At 31.7% G+C, this 21850-nt stretch carries 15 protein-coding genes; 10 read left to right on the plus strand and 5 right to left on the minus strand.

Translation table 11 applies throughout. From position 1 onward, the window contains the following. Positions 1–89: 89 nt before the first annotated feature. The 4 genes from GKZ86_RS15300 (at position 90) to GKZ86_RS15315 (ending at position 8907) form a co-directional block, all read left to right on the plus strand. A complete protein-coding gene (locus GKZ86_RS15300; protein ID WP_154783950.1) occupies positions 90–3248 on the plus strand; it encodes an exodeoxyribonuclease V subunit beta in 3159 nt (1052 codons plus the stop codon). Between the two features lie 72 nt (positions 3249–3320). Further along, positions 3321–4514 (plus strand): glycine C-acetyltransferase, encoded by a 1194-nt coding sequence (gene kbl / locus GKZ86_RS15305; RefSeq protein WP_154783951.1) that lies wholly within the window; start codon positions 3321–3323, stop codon positions 4512–4514. Positions 4515–4626: 112 nt separating this feature from the next. Further along, positions 4627–6078 carry an OmpA family protein gene (locus GKZ86_RS15310; protein ID WP_154783952.1) on the plus strand — a complete coding sequence of 484 codons (1452 nt, stop codon included), beginning with the start codon at positions 4627–4629 and terminating at the stop codon, positions 6076–6078. A 63-nt stretch (positions 6079–6141) separates the two neighbouring features. After that, positions 6142–8907, plus strand: coding sequence for a PD-(D/E)XK nuclease family protein (locus GKZ86_RS15315; RefSeq protein WP_154783953.1), 2766 nt, complete (start codon positions 6142–6144; stop codon positions 8905–8907). A gap of 402 nt (positions 8908–9309) precedes the next feature. Here GKZ86_RS15315 and GKZ86_RS15320 read toward each other — a convergent pair whose 3' ends face one another. Beyond that, entirely contained in the window at positions 9310–9453 is a 144-nt protein-coding gene (locus tag GKZ86_RS15320; RefSeq protein WP_154783954.1) for a hypothetical protein, read from the minus strand. A gap of 283 nt (positions 9454–9736) precedes the next feature. Here GKZ86_RS15320 and GKZ86_RS15325 point away from each other — a divergent pair, with 283 nt between their 5' ends. Further along, positions 9737–10057, plus strand: a complete 321-nt coding sequence (locus GKZ86_RS15325; protein ID WP_154783955.1) for a roadblock/LC7 domain-containing protein — start codon at positions 9737–9739, stop codon at positions 10055–10057. Positions 10058–10275: 218 nt separating this feature from the next. On the opposite strand, the gene GKZ86_RS15330 is transcribed toward GKZ86_RS15325, so the two are convergent. Beyond that, positions 10276–11052 carry an alpha/beta fold hydrolase gene (locus GKZ86_RS15330; protein WP_154783956.1) on the minus strand — a complete coding sequence of 259 codons (777 nt, stop codon included), beginning with the start codon at positions 11050–11052 and terminating at the stop codon, positions 10276–10278. A 199-nt stretch (positions 11053–11251) separates the two neighbouring features. Here GKZ86_RS15330 and GKZ86_RS15335 point away from each other — a divergent pair, with 199 nt between their 5' ends. Further along, a complete protein-coding gene (locus GKZ86_RS15335) occupies positions 11252–14743 on the plus strand; it encodes a T9SS type A sorting domain-containing protein (protein ID WP_154783957.1) in 3492 nt (1163 codons plus the stop codon). Between the two features lie 55 nt (positions 14744–14798). On the opposite strand, the gene GKZ86_RS15340 is transcribed toward GKZ86_RS15335, so the two are convergent. Next, on the minus strand, positions 14799–15698 hold the full coding sequence (locus GKZ86_RS15340; RefSeq protein ID WP_154783958.1) for an alpha/beta fold hydrolase: 900 nt from the start codon (positions 15696–15698) through the stop codon (positions 14799–14801). A 7-nt stretch (positions 15699–15705) separates the two neighbouring features. After that, on the minus strand, positions 15706–16998 hold the full coding sequence (locus GKZ86_RS15345; RefSeq protein WP_154783959.1) for an aminopeptidase P family protein: 1293 nt from the start codon (positions 16996–16998) through the stop codon (positions 15706–15708). Between the two features lie 229 nt (positions 16999–17227). Between GKZ86_RS15345 and GKZ86_RS15350 the strand changes: the two genes are divergently transcribed. Then, positions 17228–18412, plus strand: a complete 1185-nt coding sequence (locus GKZ86_RS15350; protein ID WP_154783960.1) for a DUF5018 domain-containing protein — start codon at positions 17228–17230, stop codon at positions 18410–18412. Positions 18413–18654: 242 nt separating this feature from the next. Beyond that, positions 18655–19182, plus strand: a complete 528-nt coding sequence (locus GKZ86_RS15355; protein ID WP_154783961.1) for a hypothetical protein — start codon at positions 18655–18657, stop codon at positions 19180–19182. Between the two features lie 96 nt (positions 19183–19278). Here GKZ86_RS15355 and GKZ86_RS15360 read toward each other — a convergent pair whose 3' ends face one another. Next, positions 19279–19683, minus strand: a complete 405-nt coding sequence (locus tag GKZ86_RS15360) for a helix-turn-helix domain-containing protein (RefSeq protein WP_154783962.1) — start codon at positions 19681–19683, stop codon at positions 19279–19281. A 214-nt stretch (positions 19684–19897) separates the two neighbouring features. Between GKZ86_RS15360 and GKZ86_RS15365 the strand changes: the two genes are divergently transcribed. Together GKZ86_RS15365 and GKZ86_RS15370 are read left to right on the plus strand one after the other, a co-directional pair. Then, the gene (locus GKZ86_RS15365) at positions 19898–20479 is read left to right on the plus strand and encodes a hypothetical protein (protein WP_154783963.1); all 582 of its coding nucleotides are present in this window, start codon (positions 19898–19900) and stop codon (positions 20477–20479) included. Positions 20480–20488: 9 nt separating this feature from the next. Continuing rightward, a complete protein-coding gene (locus GKZ86_RS15370) occupies positions 20489–21844 on the plus strand; it encodes a polymer-forming cytoskeletal protein (protein WP_154783964.1) in 1356 nt (451 codons plus the stop codon). Positions 21845–21850: the final 6 nt, after the last annotated feature.

Below are 21850 nucleotides of genomic sequence, written 5' to 3' on the forward strand. Positions count from 1 at the left end.
AATAGCTGTATGTGATATCGCATCAGCTATTGGAATTTTGCATTATTGGGATTTAATGTGCTATTTTTACCATACAAAAAACCAAACTTATGCAAAGTCCGTCGTTCTCTATTTATGATGCATCTGCAGGTTCAGGAAAGACCTATACTTTGGTCAAAGAATATTTAAAAATTATTCTTTCATCTCCTAAAAACGACGCTTATCGTAATATTTTGGCGATAACTTTTACCAATAAAGCCGTTCATGAAATGAAAAGCCGTATTGTTGGGAGTTTGTCTGAATTTGCCAAAGAAGAACCTTCGGCGAAAGCCAGAGATTTAATGGAGGATTTGTCCCGGTCAACAGGACTTTCGGTAATTAAAATCAAAACAAAGTCTCAGAGTATTATTAAGCATCTTATTCATAATTATGCTGCTTTTGATATTTCGACAATCGATAAATTTACACATAAAGTTATTCGTGCCTTTGCACATGATTTAAATCTTCCGATGACTTTTGAAGTTACTTTAGATACCGAAAATTTATTGATCGAAGCAGTTGATGCCATTATTGCACAAGCAGGACAAGATGAAACTCTGACCAAATTACTGATCGATTTTACGATGGAAAAAACCGACGATGATAAAAGTTGGGATGTTTCGCGTGAAATTCTCGAAACAGGAAGATTGGTTTTAAATGAAAATAACCGAAATGAGATTTCGCATTTTCAAGATACTTCGATCGAAGAATTCGTGGCAATCAAAAAGAAAATGGCTGTTCTCTGTTCTGATTTAGAAAAAGAAAATGCAGCGTTTGCAACTGAACTACTTTCTTTGATTGATAATAACGGAATTGATTTAAAATCATTTTCAAGAGGAACATTTCCAAATCATTTAGAAAGTATTCGTGACGGAAAATATAATCCAAGAAATAAAACATTTCATGAGTTTGATGACATAGCCATCAACAAAACAGCAAAAGACAGGGCTTTAATCGAAAATCTTATTCCTGAATTTCTTCAGACATTAGAAAAAATCTATAAGAATTTCGAAAAAAGAGATTTTTACAAAGCTTTCTTGAAAAATATAACGCCACTTTCATTATTAAATACGGTAAGTAATGAATTGGCAAAGATTCAATCAGAACAAAATATTTTGTCGATTTCAGAATTCAATGCGATTATTCATCGTGAAATTCAGAATCAACCTGCGCCTTTTATTTACGAACGTTTAGGAGAAAGATATCGTCATTTTTTTATTGATGAATTTCAGGATACTTCAGAGATGCAATGGCAAAATTTAATTCCATTAATAGATAATGCGCTTTCCGGGCAGGACGATTTAGGAAATAAAGGAACGTTGATGATTGTTGGAGATCCAAAACAATCTATTTATCGCTGGCGCGGAGGAAAAGCAGAACAATTTATTGAACTAAGTAAAGATATAAATCCGTTTAATAATCCTGATAAATCAATTGAACATTTAAATACCAATTACAGAAGTTATAGCGAAGTAATTGATTTTAATAATGCTTTTTTTAAACTGATTTCAACGGAGTTTTCTAATGAAGATTATAAAGATTTATATGAAAATCATAGTTTTCAGAACACGAACTCTAAAAAAGGCGGATATGTCAATATTTCTTTTTTGCCTATAATCGAAAAAAATGATTTTGCCGATGAAGAAGAAGTTGTAGAAAAATCAGATTTATATGTTTTAGCAACTTTAAATACAATTCAAAAAGTAGTTCGTGAAGGTTTTGAATATAAAGACATCGTGATTTTGACTCGTAAAAGAGATCAGGGAATTGCTATTGCAAATTATTTAACAGAGCAAAACATTCCGCTTTTGTCTTCAGAAACTTTGATGATTCAAAACGCAACAGAAGTTCGCTTGATTATTCATTTGCTTAAATATCTCAACAATAGTATTGATCTTGAAGCAAAAGCTAATTTTCTGCATTTTTTAGCAAACACAATAGAAATTGAAATGCCAATTCATGATTTTATTGCGCAGGGAATGGCTCAACGAATTGAAAATGATTTCGAGAAATGGCTGCTAACTTTTGATGTGTCACTTTCATTTGAAAATATTCGAAAAAAATCATTGTATGAAGCGGTAGAAATTATCATTTCAAAATTTGTACTTCCATCAGAAGGAAATGCTTATGTGCAGTATTTTCTGGATATTGTTTTAGAACGCGACATTAAAAATCAGGCAGGAATAGCTGACTTTTTAGGTTATTGGGATAAAAATGCGCACAAATTCAGTATTCCGTCTCCCGAAGGAAATAATGCAGTTCGAATTATGACCATTCACAAATCGAAAGGTTTGGAATTTCCAGTTGTAATTATGCCTTTTGCAGAAGAAGATTATAGTAGAAAACCAAAAGATAAATTGTGGCTCGATACGGAAGATGCAGATTTGGGAGTTCCAAAAGCACTGATTGATAATAGCAGCGCAGTTGAAGGTTTTGGAGAAAGTGCGTCGGTGGTTTTTAATTTAAAAAAACAAGAAGAATTACTCGATAATATAAATGTTTTATATGTTGCATTAACCCGCGCCGAAGAACAATTGTATATTATTTCTCAAGCTATAAAAGAGAGAAAAGACGGTGAATTCCCAAGTAATATGGCTTCTTTTTTTATTAAATTTTTAATGAATAAAGGAGTTTATGATCCGGAAAAATTAGAATATGAGTTTGGGAATAAAGTAAAACTTTCGCCGTCTGGTGAAACTTTAGATTTGGTAAAAACAATTCCGATAGTTTCCGAAGTTTTAAATCCGAAAAATATTAAAATTGCTCAAAAAGAATCTTTGATGTGGGGAACACATCAACAAGAAGCGATTTCGTACGGAAATATAATTCATGAAATTTTGGCATTTGTAAAAGATAAATCAGATGTTGATTTGGCCATTACCAAAGCTATAGAAAATGGTTTAATTACTTTTGATCAGGTTGAAAAAGTCAAGAAAACACTTCATGAAATTGTAAATCATACAGAATTAAGTATCTGTTTTGATGGCACAAATAATATTCTGAATGAACAAACGATAGTTCAAAAAGAAGGTAAGATTCTGAAACCGGACCGAATTGTTTTGACAAAGAACAAGAAAGCTTACTTGCTCGATTATAAAACTGGTGCTATAAATTCGAAATACACACAACAAATTCAAGAATATCAAGATGCGATTGAAGATTTAGGATACAAAGTGTTAAAAAGGGCTTTGGTGTATATTGGAACCGAAATCGATGTGGTAAATTTGTGATAAAATTAATCAGATGTTAAAGGGTTATAAGTGGCTAACTTGTTAATTTTTAACATATTAAATAGATAAAAAATGTACGGTAAAATTAAAGAGTATTTGCAAAGTGAGCTGCAAACGATTGAAGAAAACGGGATTTTCAAAAAGGAACGTATTATAACTTCGGCTCAGGATGCTGAAATAACTATTTCAACAGGAGAAAAGGTTTTAAATTTTTGTGCCAATAACTATCTAGGGCTTTCGTCTCATCCTGAAGTTGTTCAGGCTGCAAAAGATGCAATGGATACGCATGGTTTCGGTATGTCATCTGTACGTTTTATTTGTGGAACACAAGATATTCATAAAACATTAGAAAAAAAGATTGCTGATTTTTACGGTACAGAAGATACTATTTTATACGCTGCAGCTTTTGATGCTAATGGTGGAGTTTTTGAACCTTTGTTAGGAGAAAATGATGCAATTATTTCTGACAGCTTAAATCACGCTTCTATTATAGATGGAGTTCGTTTGTGCAAAGCAGCACGTTATCGCTATGAAAATAGCAATATGGAAGATCTGGAGCAACAATTAATTAAGGCAAATGAAGCTGGTGCACGTTTTAAACTAATTGTTACTGACGGTGTTTTCTCAATGGATGGAGTTGTAGCGCCTTTAGATAAAATTTGCGATTTGGCTGATAAATATGATGCCATGGTAATGGTTGATGAATGTCACGCTGCAGGATTTATTGGAGCAACCGGAAAAGGTACGCTTGAAGCAAAAGGAGTTATGGGAAGAGTTGATATTATAACCGGAACCCTTGGAAAAGCTTTAGGTGGTGCAATGGGAGGTTATACAACGGCCAAAAAAGAAATTATTGAATTGTTGCGTCAGCGTTCACGTCCTTATTTGTTTTCGAATTCACTTGCGCCGGCTATTGTGGGTGCATCTATTAAAGTTTTTGAATTACTGAAAAAAGATACTTCTTTACGTGATAAATTAGAATGGAATACTAATTATTTTAAAGAAGGAATGAAAAAAGCCGGTTTTGATATAATCGATGGAGATTCAGCAATTGTGCCCGTTATGTTATATGATGCAAAACTTTCTCAACAAATGGCAAACGAGTTATTAAAGCAAGGAATTTATGTAATCGGATTTTTCTTTCCTGTTGTTCCAAAAGAGAAAGCAAGAATTAGAGTTCAATTATCAGCAGCCCATACACAAGAGCATTTAGATAAAGCTATAAGTGCTTTCGTATCAGTTGGTAAAATGTTAAAAGTTATATAATTCCCATTTAATGGAATTTTTGTAGGTTTTTTTTAACATTTCATTTTGTATTTAAAAATTTTGGTGTTACTTTTGTCTGTAATTAACTAAATTGTAATTAAAAAAATTAAGTATGAAACATCTTAACAAACTTTTAGTTGCTGTGATGATGGTGATGGGTTTAAGTTCTCACGCGCAAGACAGCAACAATCCATGGGCGATCTCTTTTGGGGTTAATGCCGTTGATACTAGAACAAGTTCTGGGTCAGGAAGTGGATTCTTTGATCAACATTTTTCTCAGCCATTCGCTGTAAAAGACAACTGGAATATTCTTCCTTCTTTATCTTACATTGGTGTGTCTAGATATGTAGGAAGTGGTTTCTCTATTGGTTTACAAGGATCTGTAAACAAAATTGATAAATTGGTAACTTTTGATCCAAGCAATCCTGCTCATGATTCAAGAGGTAATGTTGTTACTAATCCTGGTGATTTGATGTATTATGGAATTGATGCTACTATTAAATATAGCTTCAAAGAAATTATCAAATCTAAAGTAATCGATCCTTCGTTATCTGTTGGTGGTGGTTATACTTTCTTCGGAGATAACAGTTTTGGAACTGTTAACCCAGGAGCTGGTGTAACTTTCTGGTTTACTGATGCTATTGGTCTTGAATTAGCTACAAAGTACAAATGGGCTGTTGCTGCTAATGATGATAAGGCTCTTGACAGATCAGTTTTCCAACACACTGCAGGTCTTATCTTCAAATTTGGAGGTAAAGATACAGACGGAGACGGAATCTACGATAAAGATGATGCTTGTCCAGATGTTGCTGGTTTAAAACAATTCAATGGTTGTCCTGATACTGACGGAGACGGAATTGTTGATGCTTCTGATGCTTGTCCAGATGTATTTGGTTTAGCTGCATTAAACGGATGTCCTGATACAGACGGAGACGGAATTGCTGATAAAGATGATGCTTGTCCAGATGTTGCTGGTTTAGCTGCTTTAAAAGGTTGTCCAGATGCTGACGGAGACGGAATCGCTGATAAAGATGACAAATGTCCTACAGTTGCTGGTCCAAGAGAAAACGGTGGTTGTCCTTTCTTAGACGCTGATAAAGATGGTGTTTTAGATAAAGATGATGATTGTCCTACAGTTGCTGGTCCTGCTAGTAACAGAGGTTGTCCTGAAGTTACTTCTGAGGCTTTAGAAGACCTTAAAGTTCAAGCTAGAGCAATCTACTTTAACTCAGGTAAAGCTACTTTCAAAACAGGAGACAAAGAAACTCCAGCTAGATTAGAAGCAATTAAAGAAATCCTTAAAAATTATCCAAACGCGAAATTCTCTATTGAAGGACACACAGATAATACAGGTTCTGCAAAAATCAACGACAAACTTTCTCAAGATAGAGCTGACGCTGTGAAAAATGCATTAATCGAAAAAGGTGTTAACGCAGAAAATCTAGAGTCTAAAGGATTTGGATCTTCTCAACCAGTTGCAAGTAACAAAACTGCTGCAGGTAAAGCACAAAACAGAAGAACTGAAATCAAACATATTGGTTCTAAATACCAAGGTAAACTATAATTTACTTTGTAAATAATACTGAAAAGCCATTCTTAATTGAATGGCTTTTTTTATTTTTATCAAATGGTAAATACTTCTTTTCTCGAAAAAATTGCAGCTGTTATAATTCAGGATTATTTAGATAAACTGACTGAAACAACTATTATACTACCTAACAAAAGAGCTAAGGTTTTTTTGATAGAAGCTTTGAAAAAAGAGACAAAACAAACTATTCTTTCTCCTGAAATTATTAGTATTGAAGATTTTGTACAAGACGTTGCTTCAATTAGATCGATCGACTCTATAGAGCTTCTTTTTGAATTTTATGAAGTTTATCTTTCTGTTACCGAAAAACAAAATCAACAATCGTTTGAGTTGTTTGCAAATTGGGCAAAAACCCTTTTGCAGGATTTTAATGAAATAGATCGCTACTTATTAGATCCGTCTCATGTTTTATCTTATTTGAAAGATATTGAAGATATTAAGAAATGGGGGATAGAAGTAGAAAATAAAACCAGGCTTTTAGAGAATTATATTGAGTTTTGGAAACTTCTTCCATTATATTATGACTCTTTATATAATCATTTGCTAAATAAAGAAATAGGTTATCAAGGTTTAATTTACCGCGAAGCAGTTAATAATCTGAATCATTTTTCGAATACAATTTCAAATCGCACTTATGTTTTTGCTGGTTTTAATGCTTTAAATGCAGCCGAAGAAAAAATAGTGCAACATCTTTTAGCTCTTGATCAGGCTAAAATTTATTGGGATGTTGACCAGACTTTTTTGAATGATCCTTATCATGATGCGGGACTTTTTGTTCGTCGTTTTAAAGAAAGTTGGAAACACTATAAATCAAATCATTTTGAGTGGATTGTAGATGACTTTTCTCAATCTAAAAACATTCAGATAATAGGAACTCCAAAAACTATTGGTCAGGCCAAATTAGCCGGAAATATTATAGAGAATATAATAAATGAAAATCCGGAAACATCACTGGATAAAGTTGCAATTGTTCTGGGTGAAGAAAATCTATTAATGCCGGTTTTATATTCATTGCCTTCCTCAGTTGGTGCTTTGAATATTACTATGGGATATTCGAGCAAAAATAATCCATCGCAAATATTGATTGCAAAATTGTTTAAAATGCATACAAATGCACTTTCAAGAAAAGGCGAAAGCTATGTTTTTTATTATAAGGACGTTCTTGATATTTTGACGCATCCGTTAGTAGAGCCTTATGCAAAAGCAAATAATTTAGTAAAGATTATCAAAGAGAATAATTACACTTTTATTACGCATAACAGACTTATTGAATTGGGTTCTAATCCATCTAAACTATTTCAGCTGTTATTTCAAAAATGGGAAAATGGTGCAATCAACGTTTTAGAAAATATTTCTGCGCTTTTACTTTTAATAAAAGAAAATTTCAATAATGATAATGAAGAAGAAAAAATAGCAAAAGCATTTGTGTATGCCATTTTTAAAGTCATTAATAAATTGATCAATTATTATTCGCAGCATCAACATATTGACAATATTGACACACTTTATGCCATTTACAAACAAGTTATTGATGTAGCTGAAGTTTCTTTTGAAGGAGAGCCTTTGCGTGGATTGCAAATAATGGGTGTTCTTGAAAGTCGTGTTTTAGATTTTGATACCGTTATTGTAACTTCTATGAATGAAGGTAAATTTCCTGCCGGAAAATCTCAAAACTCATTCATTCCTTATGATGTGAAACGAGAATTGGGTTTGCCTACATTTAAAGAAAAAGATGCTATTTATACCTATCACTTTTATCATTTACTGCAAAGAGCTAAAAATATTTATCTAATTTACAATACTGAAAATGATGGTTTAGATGCCGGCGAACGCAGTCGTTTTATTACACAATTAGAAGTAGAAAAGCAGTCAAAACACAATCTTACTTTTGACATTTATAATCCTTCATTGCCAACTACGGCATATCAGCATATGATTGTTCCAAAATCAGAAGCTGTAATGGAAAGGTTAAAAGAAATTGCAGTGGCCGGTTTTTCTCCATCTGCATTGACGAGTTATATTCGAAATCCGATTGAATTTTATTTTCAAAAAATCCTTCGTATTCGTGAAGTCGAAGAAGTTGAAGAAAACATTGCGCTAAATACGCTTGGAACTATAATTCATGAAACTTTAAAAACATTATACGAACCTTTTATAGGTAAATTTATTTCGGAAACTGACATTTCTAACTGTTTTAAAATATTGGATGATGAAGTTTTAAAACAATTTAAATTAGTTTATAAAGAAGGCGAAATTAAAAAAGGGCGAAATCTTTTGGCTTTTGAAGTGGCTAAACGAAATGTTTCTAATTTCCTGAAAATGGAATCAGAATCAATTCGAGATGGAGATGCTATTCAGATTATTGCTTTAGAACAAACTTTTGAGCGCCAGTTTGCCCATCCAAGCTTACCATTTCCGGTTTTAATTAAAGGAAATGTTGACAGAATTGAACTTCGTAACGGGAAAATAAGAATCATTGATTATAAGACAGGAAAAGTTGAAAAGACAAACGTTGTGTTGAAATCATGGAACGGATTAACACAAGAGCTTAAAAACGATAAAATCATTCAGGTTTTAGCTTATGCATTCATGTTTGAGAATGAAGCTAAAGGCGTTCCTATTGAAGTTGGAATTATTTCGTTTAAAAATCTAAAATCAGGATTTTTGCCTTTTGGTTTTAAGGAAGATAAGGAGATGAACATTACAGTGACTTCAGAAATTCTAAAAAATTATTTAGAAGAGATTGCTTTATTATTAAATGAAATTTTTGACGCTACTATTCCATTCGAAGAAAAAATAAATTAGAATTTCTGCGGTTCTCAGACGTTTTCTTTTTTTAGGGAAAATGAAAGTATAAACAGTTTTGGTTATTTTTTTGAAATTTAAGAGGATGTAAAAAAATAAATAAAGTAAAATTTAACGGCTAAAATTCGTTATCTGAAATGAAATTTGGAGTTGTTAAATAAATTTAAAATTATTTTTATTAAAGAAATTCTGATTTCGGTAATTGCTTGTTATGACTGACCTAATTCATTCTTATGAAAATAAAACATGAATTCAGAAATACTATTTATCTCGAAGTACAATTTTAAAATGTAATCCGTTGTTTTAACGAAATTACCTTTAATAAAAATTGTTAGTGATTGTTTTACAAAAGAAAAAAGCAGAAATTTTCATTGAAAATTTCTGCTTTTTTGTAAGTAGCTTTTAACTAAATATTTTTTTAAAAAATCCTTTCTTTTCAGTTTCTTGAGTGTTAGGATTATTTAGACGACCATTTTCAAAACGAAACCTTCTGAATTTCATTAGTTTTACGTTTAAGTCAAATCTTAATTCTTCTACATTTTTCATTTGATAAAATTTTTGCAAAGTTATGAAAAACTTCTATTAAACATACTTTGTTGTAAATCTTAATTTTATAAATGAATTTTAAGGAACAAAACTATAGAATTATCAATAAATCTCTTTTTTCTGTTAATTTTCTTTGAGAATCTTATTTTAAAGATTGCTAAAAATTAAAAGATAAACAAAAGTAACTCAATAAGTTATTAGAGTTCATTTTTTAACAACTGTTTATCGGGCAAATCTGTTTATTGAAAATATCTTTGATAATTGATAAACAATAAATTACAACATGGTTAATATAAATGCACTAGTAGAAGAGACAGGAGCAGAGTCTGGATTGATTTTTAATATTGACGGAATCTTGCTTGAATCTGTTAATTTAGAATATGATGGAAATGTTGCAGCAATGATTGGTATGATATTGAAAATGAGCCTGGAAATGTCTGAAGATCTTAATAATGGAGAACTAAAGCAAATCATGATTAAAAATAATGATGGTATTGTAGTGGCAAATAAAGATGAGGATGATAATTGTGTTGCACTACTTTCTAAAGATATAAGTAAAATGGGACTTTTGCTTCGCAAAATGGATACCGTTTTCAATAATTAAATAACAGATCAAATACATATTTTAGATGTTTCTGAAGATGGTAAATATTTTATTTACTTAGCAGTAGACGCTACAAAAGCAAATCTTGGATTAACAAGAGCAACATTGTCAAAGTTCAAAAAGGATATTATTTCATTATAATTTTTGCCCCCAACAATGAAAAAAAAGGCTGTTTCAATATATTTGAACAGCCTTTTTTGATTTTAATTTGTTTCGACTTATTGAAAAAATTCAGCCAGTATAATTTTCAATTCTTCTTTGTTTTCAATGTGGCTCATATGGCCGTCATCAAATAAAACAAGTTCGGCGGTTGTGTCTTCGATTTGAGAAATACTTTCTTCGTAATTTAAAACTGGATCTTTTTTTCCTAAAATTAATAAAACCGGGAACAGATTTTTATGAAGAAGATCTTCTCGATCTTTCCTGATTTTCATTCCTTCCAGCGAAGCAACAATTCCTTGCAAAGGTGTTTTTAAAGCCTGAACTTTAATTTTTTCAATTTCGTCTACTAATCGTGTTCTGTTGTTTTCACTAAATAAATTTGCAATTGCCAGGCTTACAAAACCAACATAATTTTGTTTAACCGCTTTAATCGCGCGCGTTCGGTTTATTTTTTTTTCTGGAGTATCTTCTTTAGAAGTAGAATTTAATAAAACCAATTTGCGAATAGTTTTAGGATACAATTCGGCGAAAGCCAAACCAACATAACCTCCCATAGAATGTCCGACAACAATCGCTTTTTCAATTTGTAGATGTTCTAAAACTTCATGAACCGCATTGGCATTTTCTTCCATAGAATGAACATATCCCAAACATTCTGATTCTCCATGTCCTAATAAATCAATTGAAATTACGCGATATTTATCTGAAAACAATGTAGTATATTCGTTCCACATTTTTTTGTTTTCCAGAAAACCGTGAAGTAATACAATTGCGTTTCCTTCGCCGGAATCAGTATAGGATATTTTAGTGTTTTTATATAGAATGTTTTTCATCTGAAAATAATTTTTACAAAAATAAGCTTTTGATAATAATCAACAGTAATAAGCTTTTTGTCTTTTTGTATTAGATAGTAACAGTAAGATTTTTTAAAGCCTTAATTTGATTTTAACAAATGAAGATGGTTTGTGTTGTATAAAGTCTAAATTTTATTAGCTTTACGATATTTTTTTAATAATTAACCTGTTAATATTTATGAGGTCAACTTTACTCTATGTTTTCTTTTTACTAAATTTTCAGTTCGCTTTTTGTCAATGGGTGAAATTAGATACTGGTTTGACAGATGATTTGACTGGTGTTGTTTTTTTAGGAAATAACGGGCTGGCATCTAGCTCAAACGGTCTTTATTATACTACTGATGGCGACGCCGGAAATAATTGGCGAAAATTTGAAATAACCGATAATGCTAAGAATGCTGAGATTTATCAAAATACAAGTTTTAATCATTGTTACTCATTAAGATATAGCACATTTGATCCTAATTTCGCTTTTGCTTGCGGGTATGATAAAATTACTCATAAAGCAATAATTATTAAGATAGCTTTTCCGTCAATGGCATATGAAATTATGTACGTAGGAGAAACTAATAGTTCACTAAATAATATTACGTATTATCAAGGTGTTTATTATGCTGTTGGCGATAATGGGCTAATCGTTAAATTTAACTCATCAAATATTATAGATGTAAAAAATATTTCAACAGATAATTTTTCGTCTATTTCTATTTATAGTGACAGATGCAAAATTTCTGCCGCTGACAAAATATTATATAGCGAGAATTTCAATAGTGAATTCAATTTTGTAAATGTTTTAACTCCGGGGTCAAATAATAAGAGCGTTTATTTTTCAACAAATGGGTTTACGCATGCTGTGGGAAATGGCTATACTTATACTAAAAATGCAAAGGATGCGATGATAACCAATACCAATTATGACTTTGGATCATTAAATGGTAATGCGATTACAGAATCAGATTCAAATTTATTTATAGCAACTGATCATGGAATATTTAAAGGATCAATCGAAATAAATGTATTAGAATGGCAGCCAAGTTCGCTAAAATATAATATCACAAATTTTTTTAAAAATGGTAATGTGATATATGCTTTTGGAAAAGGTGGTGTTATACTAAAAACTACAAATTTTGGAGGGACAACGAATCCATTTATAAAATTAAATGCACAAGGAGGATGTCTTAGTACCGAAATATACATGTATGGAACATTAGGGTCAATAACTCAATGTAAATGGTTTGTTGATGATGTGCTGCTTACAACTGAAATTAGAGGTAATTTAAGACGCACTTTTACAAAAACAGGTGACTACAAAATAAAGCTTGTAGGTATAAATTCAGCAGGAGTTGAAACAAGCGACACTAAAACAATTAAAATAGTGGCTTACCCGGAAGGAGGCAAAAAAGTAACCATAAGTGATTATCTTTTGTGTAAAAATGAAAAAATAGAAGTAGAGATTGCAGATTCTCAACAAGATATTACTTATATTTTTAGAAAAAACGGTGATGGAGTTTCTTATGGCAGCGCATTAGGTAACGGCGGTACGTTGAAATTTACGACAGATTTTATTGATCTAACGGGCGATTATTACATCGAGGCTAAAAATATGTTAGGACCATGTTCTGCTGAGTTTACTCAGAAATATAAAATTGTTGTTGAAGAAACAAAGGCTGATTTTCATAAAGATTTAATAAATGCGAAACAAAACGAAACCGTTACTTTTTACCAAAAAGCAAATGAAGCAGTAAAATACAAATGGGCTTTTTCTCCAAATGCATCATTAACTACTGCGGAAGGGGCACAACAAACGCTAAGTTTTGCAAATTTAGGAGAAACAAAGGTTAATATGGATGTATGGTCGATTAATGATTGTTATGACGCGACAGAAAAAGAAGGGCCTTATATTTATAAAGATTCTGAAAACACAAGCAATTGCTGGACATTAGTTAATGATGGAGTAGATTCTCAATGGAATGGTTTTGAATATGAAGGTAATTATGGATTAACCCAAACAGACGATGGATTTTTGGTTTCTGGAGGTTTTAACGATCAGATATTTGATTCGAAAATTGGATTGAAATCTAATTTTAAAAATAAAAAAGGAAGTTTTCTAACAAAATACGATAGAAAAGGAGCTTTAAAATGGATTGTAAGCACAGAACATGACCCTACAGTTCAAGAAAGGGATATAATTTTTTCTTCTGTAGTTGATCATGATGGAAATATATATATATGCGGGACACACGAAGGGACTTTTATAGACAATAAGGGCGATAGAATCAGGGTAAGCCCATTACTTTACGGAAGTAGAAATAACGGCTACATCATGAAGATGGATAAGCAGGGAAAAATGATTTGGAGATTAAATAGTGACGAATATGACCCTTTAGCAAAAAAACTTTATATTGATAAAGACAATAATTTAGTAACAACGATAAGTTTAAATTATCAGTATTCAGACAAACACCAGTTGTATTTAAATGGTATTAAAACAACTGTGATTACTCAAACAATGGCAACTTCGCAGGCAGATAATTTAACATTGCTAAAAATATCACCTTTAGGAGCCGTTATTTGGTATGCAGGAATTACTCTTTATCATGTAAATAACGCAGGAATTGTGAATCTTGGCTTTGATAGTACTAATAATATTTATCTTGGAGGAAATTATGAATTCGATATGAATTTCTATTCTGCGGGCAATACGACTAAACCAGAGGTACTAAAAGGTTTTGAAGGATATGGTTCTAAAATGTTTTTAGTTAAATACAATAAAGACGGTATTTTGCAATGGAAAACAAGAAGTAGTACAGTAAACGGGAAAGATAACAATGTATCATTTGGTGCAATGGTTACCGATGTGAACGGTAATAACTATATCACCGGAAATAATAAGTGTGATAATGCCAATGCTGTCCATTCTTTTGAAAATGCCAATGGAACAATTACTCAAAAAAATATTGGTACCTTTTTCTTGGCGAAAGTTAATTCTGCTGGTACATGCGAATGGATAACAGGAAATAAATACGGTCATACCGGAGGACGTAAAATTATTATGGATAACGATAAATTGCATATTATTGGTGGAGGTTCCGGAACCAGCACTTTTATTACTAGTGACTTAAAAAATTATGACTTAACAATTAGTGAATATGATTTCTTTTTGGCTACTTATGATGTATCAGGTAACTTAAAAAAGATAACTGCTAACGGAGATAATCGCAATCATGCTACAGTACCTTTAATAAACATATATGATTTTTTTAAAGCAGAAGATGATTCATTTTATTTGTGCGCCAATATGAGAGTAAATAATTACACCAGTTTTGGCAGCAATATAAGTACAAATGATGTTGATGGAATCGTTTCTCACTTTGATGAAAACTGCGGAATTGTAAAATATGAAAGTACTTTATCAACAGATGATTTTGCCAAAACATCAAATGCAGCTATTTACCCTAATCCAACATCAGGTAAGATTGCTGTAGATTTGCAAAATTACAGTGGCGATGTAACAGTGCAGTTATATGATAGTAATGGCAAAAAACTAAAAGAAGAAAAAGCCTCTAATTTGACAAAGTTAGATTTAACAATTAATGGCAGTCAGGGATTGTATTTTGTAAAAGTTAAAACAGGCGAAAGCACACAAACATTTAAAGTATTAAAAAAGTAAGAGATTAAATAGTTTAAACAAAAACGGCTTTCAGAAGTGAAAGCCGTTTTGTTTTTTATGATTTTAAAAATGAATTTACTTCATGAAAATATTTTTCCTTAGCATCAAGCCATCCGTAATGCCTGCAGTTTTCAAGCAAAATAAGTTTTGAATTTGGAATTGTTTTATTCGCTAATTCTCCAATTTGATTGCTGATAACATCCTCTTTTCCCTGAATAATGAGAACAGGATTTTTGAATGTTTTTAATTTGACTGCACAATCAAAATTAATTTTTTGCATATCATCCCAAAGCAAACCGTTTATAACCGAATTTCCTTGTGTTAATCTTTCAGCAATTATCGGAACATATTTTCTATCGTATACATAAGCCGGCGCCATCGCTCTTCCGCGTCCTAAACGAGCTGCGTGCGAAGTGTCGCCTTTTTCAATTTTATCATTCCAATAATTCATCGAATCTTTTTCTACCTTGCTTAAATTTCTTTCAATAAGATTTTCTGTTTTAAGCAAAGTCAAATCAATTCCGCCAGAAGACGATAATACTATTTTATTAATACTGTTTGGATACACCGTTGCATAATACGAAGCCAGCATTCCACCAAAAGAATGGCCAAGAACGTTCCATTTCTTAATTTTAAGATGCTTTCTTAACGATTCGATATCATCAGCCATCAATTTCATAGAAATCGTCTTAGAATTCAAAGCTGCTAATTTTGATTTTCCAGTTCCTCTCTGGTCGTAAATAATAGTTTCCTGACTTTCGGCCAAAATTTTAGCCATATCTTCAAAACCATTACTATTCATTCCGGGACCGCCGTTTATAATTAAAAGCGGTTCGCCTTTTCCGAATGTTTTATAATATGTTTTGCTAGAATCGTTGTTTGTTGCATAACCTTCGGTTTGAGCAAAAGTGTTTGCGATAAATAACAAAGAGATAAACAGAAAAATATTTTTCATCTCAAAACTATAAGTTCATTAAACTTTCGATCTCGTCAACTTCAACCGGAATATTGCGCATTAAGTTAAAAGGATCTCCTTTTTCCTGAATCACAACATTATCTTCCAAACGAATTCCGAAACCTTCTGCCGGAATATAAATTCCAGGTTCAACCGTAAAAACCATATTCGCTTTCATAGGTTCGTGAAGTAGTCCGTAATCATGCGTGTCAAGTCCCATGTGGTGAGAAGTTCCGTGCATGAAATATTTTTTATAAGCTGGCCAGTCCGGGTTTTCGTTCTGAACATCGGCTTTGTCAATTAAACCTAAACCAAGCAATTCAGAAGTCATAACTCTACCAACTTCAATATGATATTGTTTCCAAAGTGTTCCCGGAATCAACATGTTTGTTGCTTCGTTTTTAACTCTCAAAACAGCATTGTAAACCGCTTTTTGACGATCAGAAAAACGTCCCGAAACTGGTATCGTTCTCGTCATGTCGCTGGAATAGTTGGCATATTCTGCCGCAACATCCAACAAAATTAAATCTCCGGCTCTACATTGTTGATTATTCTCGATATAATGCAAAACATTCGCATTATTTCCAGAAGCAATAATCGGTGTATAAGCAAAACCTCTAGAACGGTTACGAATAAATTCGTGTGCCAATTCAGCCTCGATTTCATATTCAGTAACATTTGGTTTCACGAACGAAAGTAATCTGCGGAAACCTTTTTCTGTAATATCACAAGCTTTCTGGATCAAATCGATTTCTTCGCTTTCTTTTACAGAACGAATACGTTGCAAAATCGGGTTGCTTTTCGCCACATTGTGTGCAGGATAACGTTCTTTCCACCATTTTACAAAACGCGCTTCGCGAGTTTCAGTTTCAACAGTTGCGCGGTAATGCTCATTAGTATTAATGTACATCGTATCTGCATACGTCATCATTTCGTTCAAAACTTTATGAAAATCCTGTAGCCAATAAACCGTTCTAATTCCAGAAACCTGAAAAGCACGTTCTTTACTTAATTTTTCGCCTTCCCAAACCGCAATATGATCGTTGGTTTCTTTCAGGAAAAGAATTTCTTTTTGATTTTCGTAAGGCGCATCCGGAAACAAAAGCAAAATACTTTCTTCCTGATCTACACCGCTTAGATAAAAAATATCTCTGTGTTGCGCAAACGGCAAAGTACTGTCGGCACTAATTGGGTAAATGTCATTTGAGTTGAAAACGGCAACACTATTTGGTTTCATTTCTGCCGTAAATTTTCTGCGATTTTTTACAAAAAGAGCGCTGCTTATTTGATGATATTTCATAATAACTTTGTTTTTGAACTTCGAATTTCAAAATTACTATTTTTTGCAGCAATGGCGTACGATTGATTTATTAAAGTTTTCATATTTGTTTTGAGTTTTGCCACGAAGGCGCTAAGGCGCAAAGTTTTTTTGAAATTTTTTAATTTGAAATTTAAAAAAAATGAGGTTTACCGTAAGGAACTTGTTTTAGAAATAACAATATTTGCGGCTGATAAATTAACTCAAAACTATGAAAGCAAAAATCAATCGATTTGCAATTTTTTTCTTCATTTCTGTTCTGATGATATCATGTGCATCAGAAGAAAATTTAAGTTCCGAGAATGCAATCCAATTCTTTAGTATAACAAAAGCAAGTGTTATAAAGGAATTTTCAATTAAAGACAACTCAATAACTGGTATTGTAGAAAGTACATTTGAGTTAAACGATATAAACTTAAAAGTTTTAATTCCTGAAGGAGCAACAATAAGTCCAGATCCAGCAACTATTAAATCTATTAATGGCCCTTTAGTATTTGTCGTTACGGCACAAAACGGAGAAACAAAAAGTTATACGGTAGATATAAAAAGAGAACCAAGTATAGATAATTTTATTTTAGAATTAAACATTAATACTCCAAATCTATTGCTAAAAGGAGATATTGATAGCCAAACAGGAATTATAACTAAAAGATTACCAGAAAGTAACGATCTTAAAAACTTAAATGTAGAATTAAAACTTTCAAAATACGCTACAATAACACCAGATCCTAAAACTATAAAAGATTATTCTTCGCCAGTAAGTTTTACAGTTAAGTCTGAATCTGGTGCAGAAAAGGTTTATGAAGTGAAATTACAACATATGGATGCTTACATATCGAGATCATGTTCTGAAGCAAATTCGTGGAAATGGTTTGGTGGAGATGACAGACCTAATGCTCCGGATATTTTGCCATATGATAGAAATGTAGGAACCGGACAAATAGTTATAGTCGATAAAAATTTAGTTCCTTCTTCTTTTAGTATTCATCTTAGTGATGGTTTTTCGTATTATACAACTAAGCAGCATTATAATCTGCCAGTAACACTAAAACTAATTATAAAAGATGAAAAACGTAATACTTTGGCGCAAACAACAACCGAGGTTTCAGGACAGTTTTATGGAGGTTTTATTCCGTTTGATCTGCAAAAATTAAATCTTTATCTAGAAGCTGGCAAAGTATATAGTTTCTATTGGTATTTGGTTGATGGTGAAAAATTGGGTATTGAGGCAGGTAGTTCTGCTAACAGATTCGATGGATCTGGATTTTGTTTTAACTCTGGTTATTCGGGACAATCCAGGATTAGTATTAATACTACTCTGGAAGATCTGGAAAACTCACATGTCTGGTTTGAACACGAATGGCACTTTAATATCGAATTAGAAGGTAAAGAATAATATAAAAACCCGAAGCTTAAATTATGCTTCGGGTTTTTTTGTATTTGAAAATTGTCGTTTACAAAGTTTTTGGGCGTGTCCCTCCGGGTCGGGCTTTCGGCTATATCTTTTATTCCGCTCCGCTTCATAAAAGGATACCGCCTCTATCCCTCACGCAGATCTCGGGTTTTATAAAGAATTTGTACTTTAGTATTCTGAAAACACAAATAATAAAACTTTAATTTTATTTAAAAATATAAACTATGTCAATGACTCAACTTGTTTTTTTGAAAAAAGCAGACATACCAACAAAATCAAAAATTGAAGAAAAAATTAATGAATTAGGATATGAATTTAAAATCCTAAATGATTTTGAAATATTGTATGGTCAAGAAGGAATTAATTGTGTGATAAATGGATCCGAAACTTTTTTTGAGTTATATTTTGAAAAACCATCAGAAATAATTGATGATTTAGAATGGATTAAATCTGATATAACAGATGAAGATATTGTTTTTTCATTTGTATGGGGAAATGACTTTGCTGCAGGAGCATCTGTCGGACTTATTTCTGTGGTGCTTATTGATGAGTGTAACGCTCATGTTTATTATTTAGATGATGAAATGAAATATTCAAGAGAAATGCTTCTTTCTGAAACTCCTCAATTTTTAAATGAATTAGAAAAAGAGGAAAAAAACAAAAGACAAAGATTAGAGAAATCTCATTTAGAAATAAAACAAACTGAGAAAAAGAAGGGTTTCATAGAGAAAATTAAACAACTTTTTAGTTAGAAAACACAGATTTGCAATACACACACAGTAATGATCAAATCCAAAAAAAAACCGAAGCCAATCAAGCTTCGGTTTTTCTTTAAATATCTATTTTGATTATTTCTCTTTCAACAACTTTTCTAAATAAACAGCTTTATCTTTTTCAACTTGAATCAATCTTTCATAAAGTTGTTCATTCTTTTCAATAGCTTCAATAAGTTTATCTAACGGATTAAAAGTGCAATTATAATTTTTTATAGAAGAAGAGTCGTCATTATAAGTATTTCCAATAATATTAAAAACAGCTTCTTCAGAAAAGTTTCTAATTACTTCAGCGGGAACGCCTAAAGCTTCGGCAATTGCTTTTAATTTTTCGTCATCAACACTTTCGCTTCCTTCAATAATAGAAATAGATTGTTGAGTTGTACCAATCGCAATAGCAAGCGCTTCCTGCTTCATGTCTTTCAGTTCTCTAATTCGGCTAATGTTTCGACCGATATGTTTTGGTTTTGCTGTGCTCATAGTTCAAAGATATTTAAAATTCTTTTATCTTTTTTGGTTTGTGTAGAAAACAAGTTTGTTCTTGTGCGATACAATTTGTATTTTGTTCCCTATTTATAAACTGCAATTTTTCTTATAATTGTTGATTTTGAATGCGAAATTGTGTAATCTTGGTATAATAGTAAAGATTTGACTTTTCGAGAACTTTAGAAAACTAATAAGTAGTTAATCAAAAATGAAATTAAGTACAGAAATTAAATACTTAACCATTAAACAAAGTACCATTTTTTTGTTGATTTCACTTTCACTTTTTTGGAGTTGGATGTTTATTACATTCAAAATTGACAGAGGAAATGATCGCGGACTGATGACTAGTTTTGGTGCAATAATAATTTTGACTTTTATATTGGTTCAATTCTTTGCAAAAGTGAAATCAGGACAGTTTTTGGCAACATTCTTTTTTCTCTGTTTTGGGATTTTAATAGTTTTCATACTAACAATTACAATCGGACTCATTATTTCAGCAATTACGAAATGGGATTGGGCAGGTTTTATAGTTCCACTAATAACAACTGGTTTTTTATTGTTTTTTATTCTTAGAAGATTATTTTCTTTTCCAGATAATTTTGTGGCATTTTGGGTATTATTTTCATTGCCAATCCTGACGGCTGTAACATTGAAAATATTGCCTTTTTATGATGACAGCGCTAGTTATGACTTAGGACTTGGGTTTCCAATTGCGATTTATCTAAGTTTTGTTTTTATCGCAATTGCAATACTTTGCAGAGAAAGTCAAAAAGTAATAATAGAAGAATAAAAAAATAAAATGCACAATTCAGTTTTTAAATTAATAACAATAAAAGAAGTCAAATCACAATATCCATTTCTATTGGATCATGAAGGATTTGATTATTTTGAAGAATGGAATGACGATGATTTCTTTTTTGTCGCAAACCAAGATGTGTATTTTGATGGTAATTTTCATTTAGATATTTATGAGGATAAAATAAAAAAGTGGTTTATTAATATCTTTAATTTACCCTTTAAAACTATTGAGGAATTAAGGATCGAAGGAATTCTGATAAATGGAAATATCTTTACAAATGGTTCTATAATAAATGCCGAAGGAGATTACGGGCCATATGTTTTTATTAGTGGAAATGTAACTTGTAAAAGTTTATTATTAGGAGGTTCTTATGTCGAAATAAATGGCAATGTCAATGCAAAAGAAGTGGTGATGACTTCGTACAATCACGGAAATTTTAAATGTTCAGGCGTTATCGATTCTCCGGTTTTTATAGTCGAAGATCATTATACAACTTTTGCAGAGCGAAAAAACGATTTGTTTTATTATAATGACAAAGCAAATGATTTTGACTCAAAAAATGATTCCGAATATGATGATGAAAGTGAAGAAGAAATTATCTCAAATGAATTACGAAAACATCTGAATAATCCATTAATTGAAACTTTCGAAGAATTAAAACGTGAGTTAGAAAAAGGAGAATTGGTTTTAAAACTAAGCAATCCCGCTCCTAAAACTTTTGAATATTGGCAAAATAGAGTTGCATCAAATTATAGAGATTTGAAATTAGTTCCGCATCAATTTAAAACCAAAGAATTATGCGATTTGGCTTTAAATAATACATTTCATGCATTACCATTTGTCAATCAGGAATTTATTACCCAGGAACTTTGCGAAAGATTAGTCGATAAAGATGGATTTTCGATTCAGAAAATTCCAGATGAGTTTATAACAGAAGAACTTTGCCTAAAAGCGGCCAAAAGCGGAACATTAATTTCGCTTATTCCAAAGACACTTTATTCTGAAAAATTGATTTTAACTGCATTTAAAAATGGAAAACACGAACCGAATATAACTGATGTTCCTTCAGAATTTATTACCGAGAATTTGCTCGAAGAATATGTGAAAATAAGTAAAGGATTATGGCTGGATAAAGTTTGTAAAGAAAATGGAATTGATAAACTGACCATTTTAAAACGAGTAATTGATTCTGGAATAGAAAGTTTAGATTCAGTTTTTGGAAATCATTTTAGTAAAGAAGTCGCTGATTATTCGGCTTCTGTTTATGATAATGAGAGCCAGAGAGAAAAATGGAATAATTATATTGAGAAATACAAGGTTAAATTCGAACGTCTTGGGTTGAGTGATATTAGCTAATTATAA

Origin of the sequence: Flavobacterium sp. LC2016-13 (assembly GCF_009707955.1) — a bacterium.
Taxonomy (GTDB): domain Bacteria; phylum Bacteroidota; class Bacteroidia; order Flavobacteriales; family Flavobacteriaceae; genus Flavobacterium.

Coding starts and splice junctions, on each gene's coding strand:
- GKZ86_RS15300 (WP_154783950.1), top strand. CDS start 90: ATGCAAAGTCCGTCGTTCTCTATTTATGATGCATCTGCAGGTTCAGGA.
- kbl (WP_154783951.1), top strand. CDS start 3,321: ATGTACGGTAAAATTAAAGAGTATTTGCAAAGTGAGCTGCAAACGATT.
- GKZ86_RS15310 (WP_154783952.1), top strand. CDS start 4,627: ATGAAACATCTTAACAAACTTTTAGTTGCTGTGATGATGGTGATGGGT.
- GKZ86_RS15315 (WP_154783953.1), top strand. CDS start 6,142: ATGGTAAATACTTCTTTTCTCGAAAAAATTGCAGCTGTTATAATTCAG.
- GKZ86_RS15320 (WP_154783954.1), bottom strand. CDS start 9,453: ATGAAAAATGTAGAAGAATTAAGATTTGACTTAAACGTAAAACTAATG.
- GKZ86_RS15325 (WP_154783955.1), top strand. CDS start 9,737: ATGGTTAATATAAATGCACTAGTAGAAGAGACAGGAGCAGAGTCTGGA.
- GKZ86_RS15330 (WP_154783956.1), bottom strand. CDS start 11,052: ATGAAAAACATTCTATATAAAAACACTAAAATATCCTATACTGATTCC.
- GKZ86_RS15335 (WP_154783957.1), top strand. CDS start 11,252: ATGAGGTCAACTTTACTCTATGTTTTCTTTTTACTAAATTTTCAGTTC.
- GKZ86_RS15340 (WP_154783958.1), bottom strand. CDS start 15,698: ATGAAAAATATTTTTCTGTTTATCTCTTTGTTATTTATCGCAAACACT.
- GKZ86_RS15345 (WP_154783959.1), bottom strand. CDS start 16,998: ATGAAATATCATCAAATAAGCAGCGCTCTTTTTGTAAAAAATCGCAGA.
- GKZ86_RS15350 (WP_154783960.1), top strand. CDS start 17,228: ATGAAAGCAAAAATCAATCGATTTGCAATTTTTTTCTTCATTTCTGTT.
- GKZ86_RS15355 (WP_154783961.1), top strand. CDS start 18,655: ATGTCAATGACTCAACTTGTTTTTTTGAAAAAAGCAGACATACCAACA.
- GKZ86_RS15360 (WP_154783962.1), bottom strand. CDS start 19,683: ATGAGCACAGCAAAACCAAAACATATCGGTCGAAACATTAGCCGAATT.
- GKZ86_RS15365 (WP_154783963.1), top strand. CDS start 19,898: ATGAAATTAAGTACAGAAATTAAATACTTAACCATTAAACAAAGTACC.
- GKZ86_RS15370 (WP_154783964.1), top strand. CDS start 20,489: ATGCACAATTCAGTTTTTAAATTAATAACAATAAAAGAAGTCAAATCA.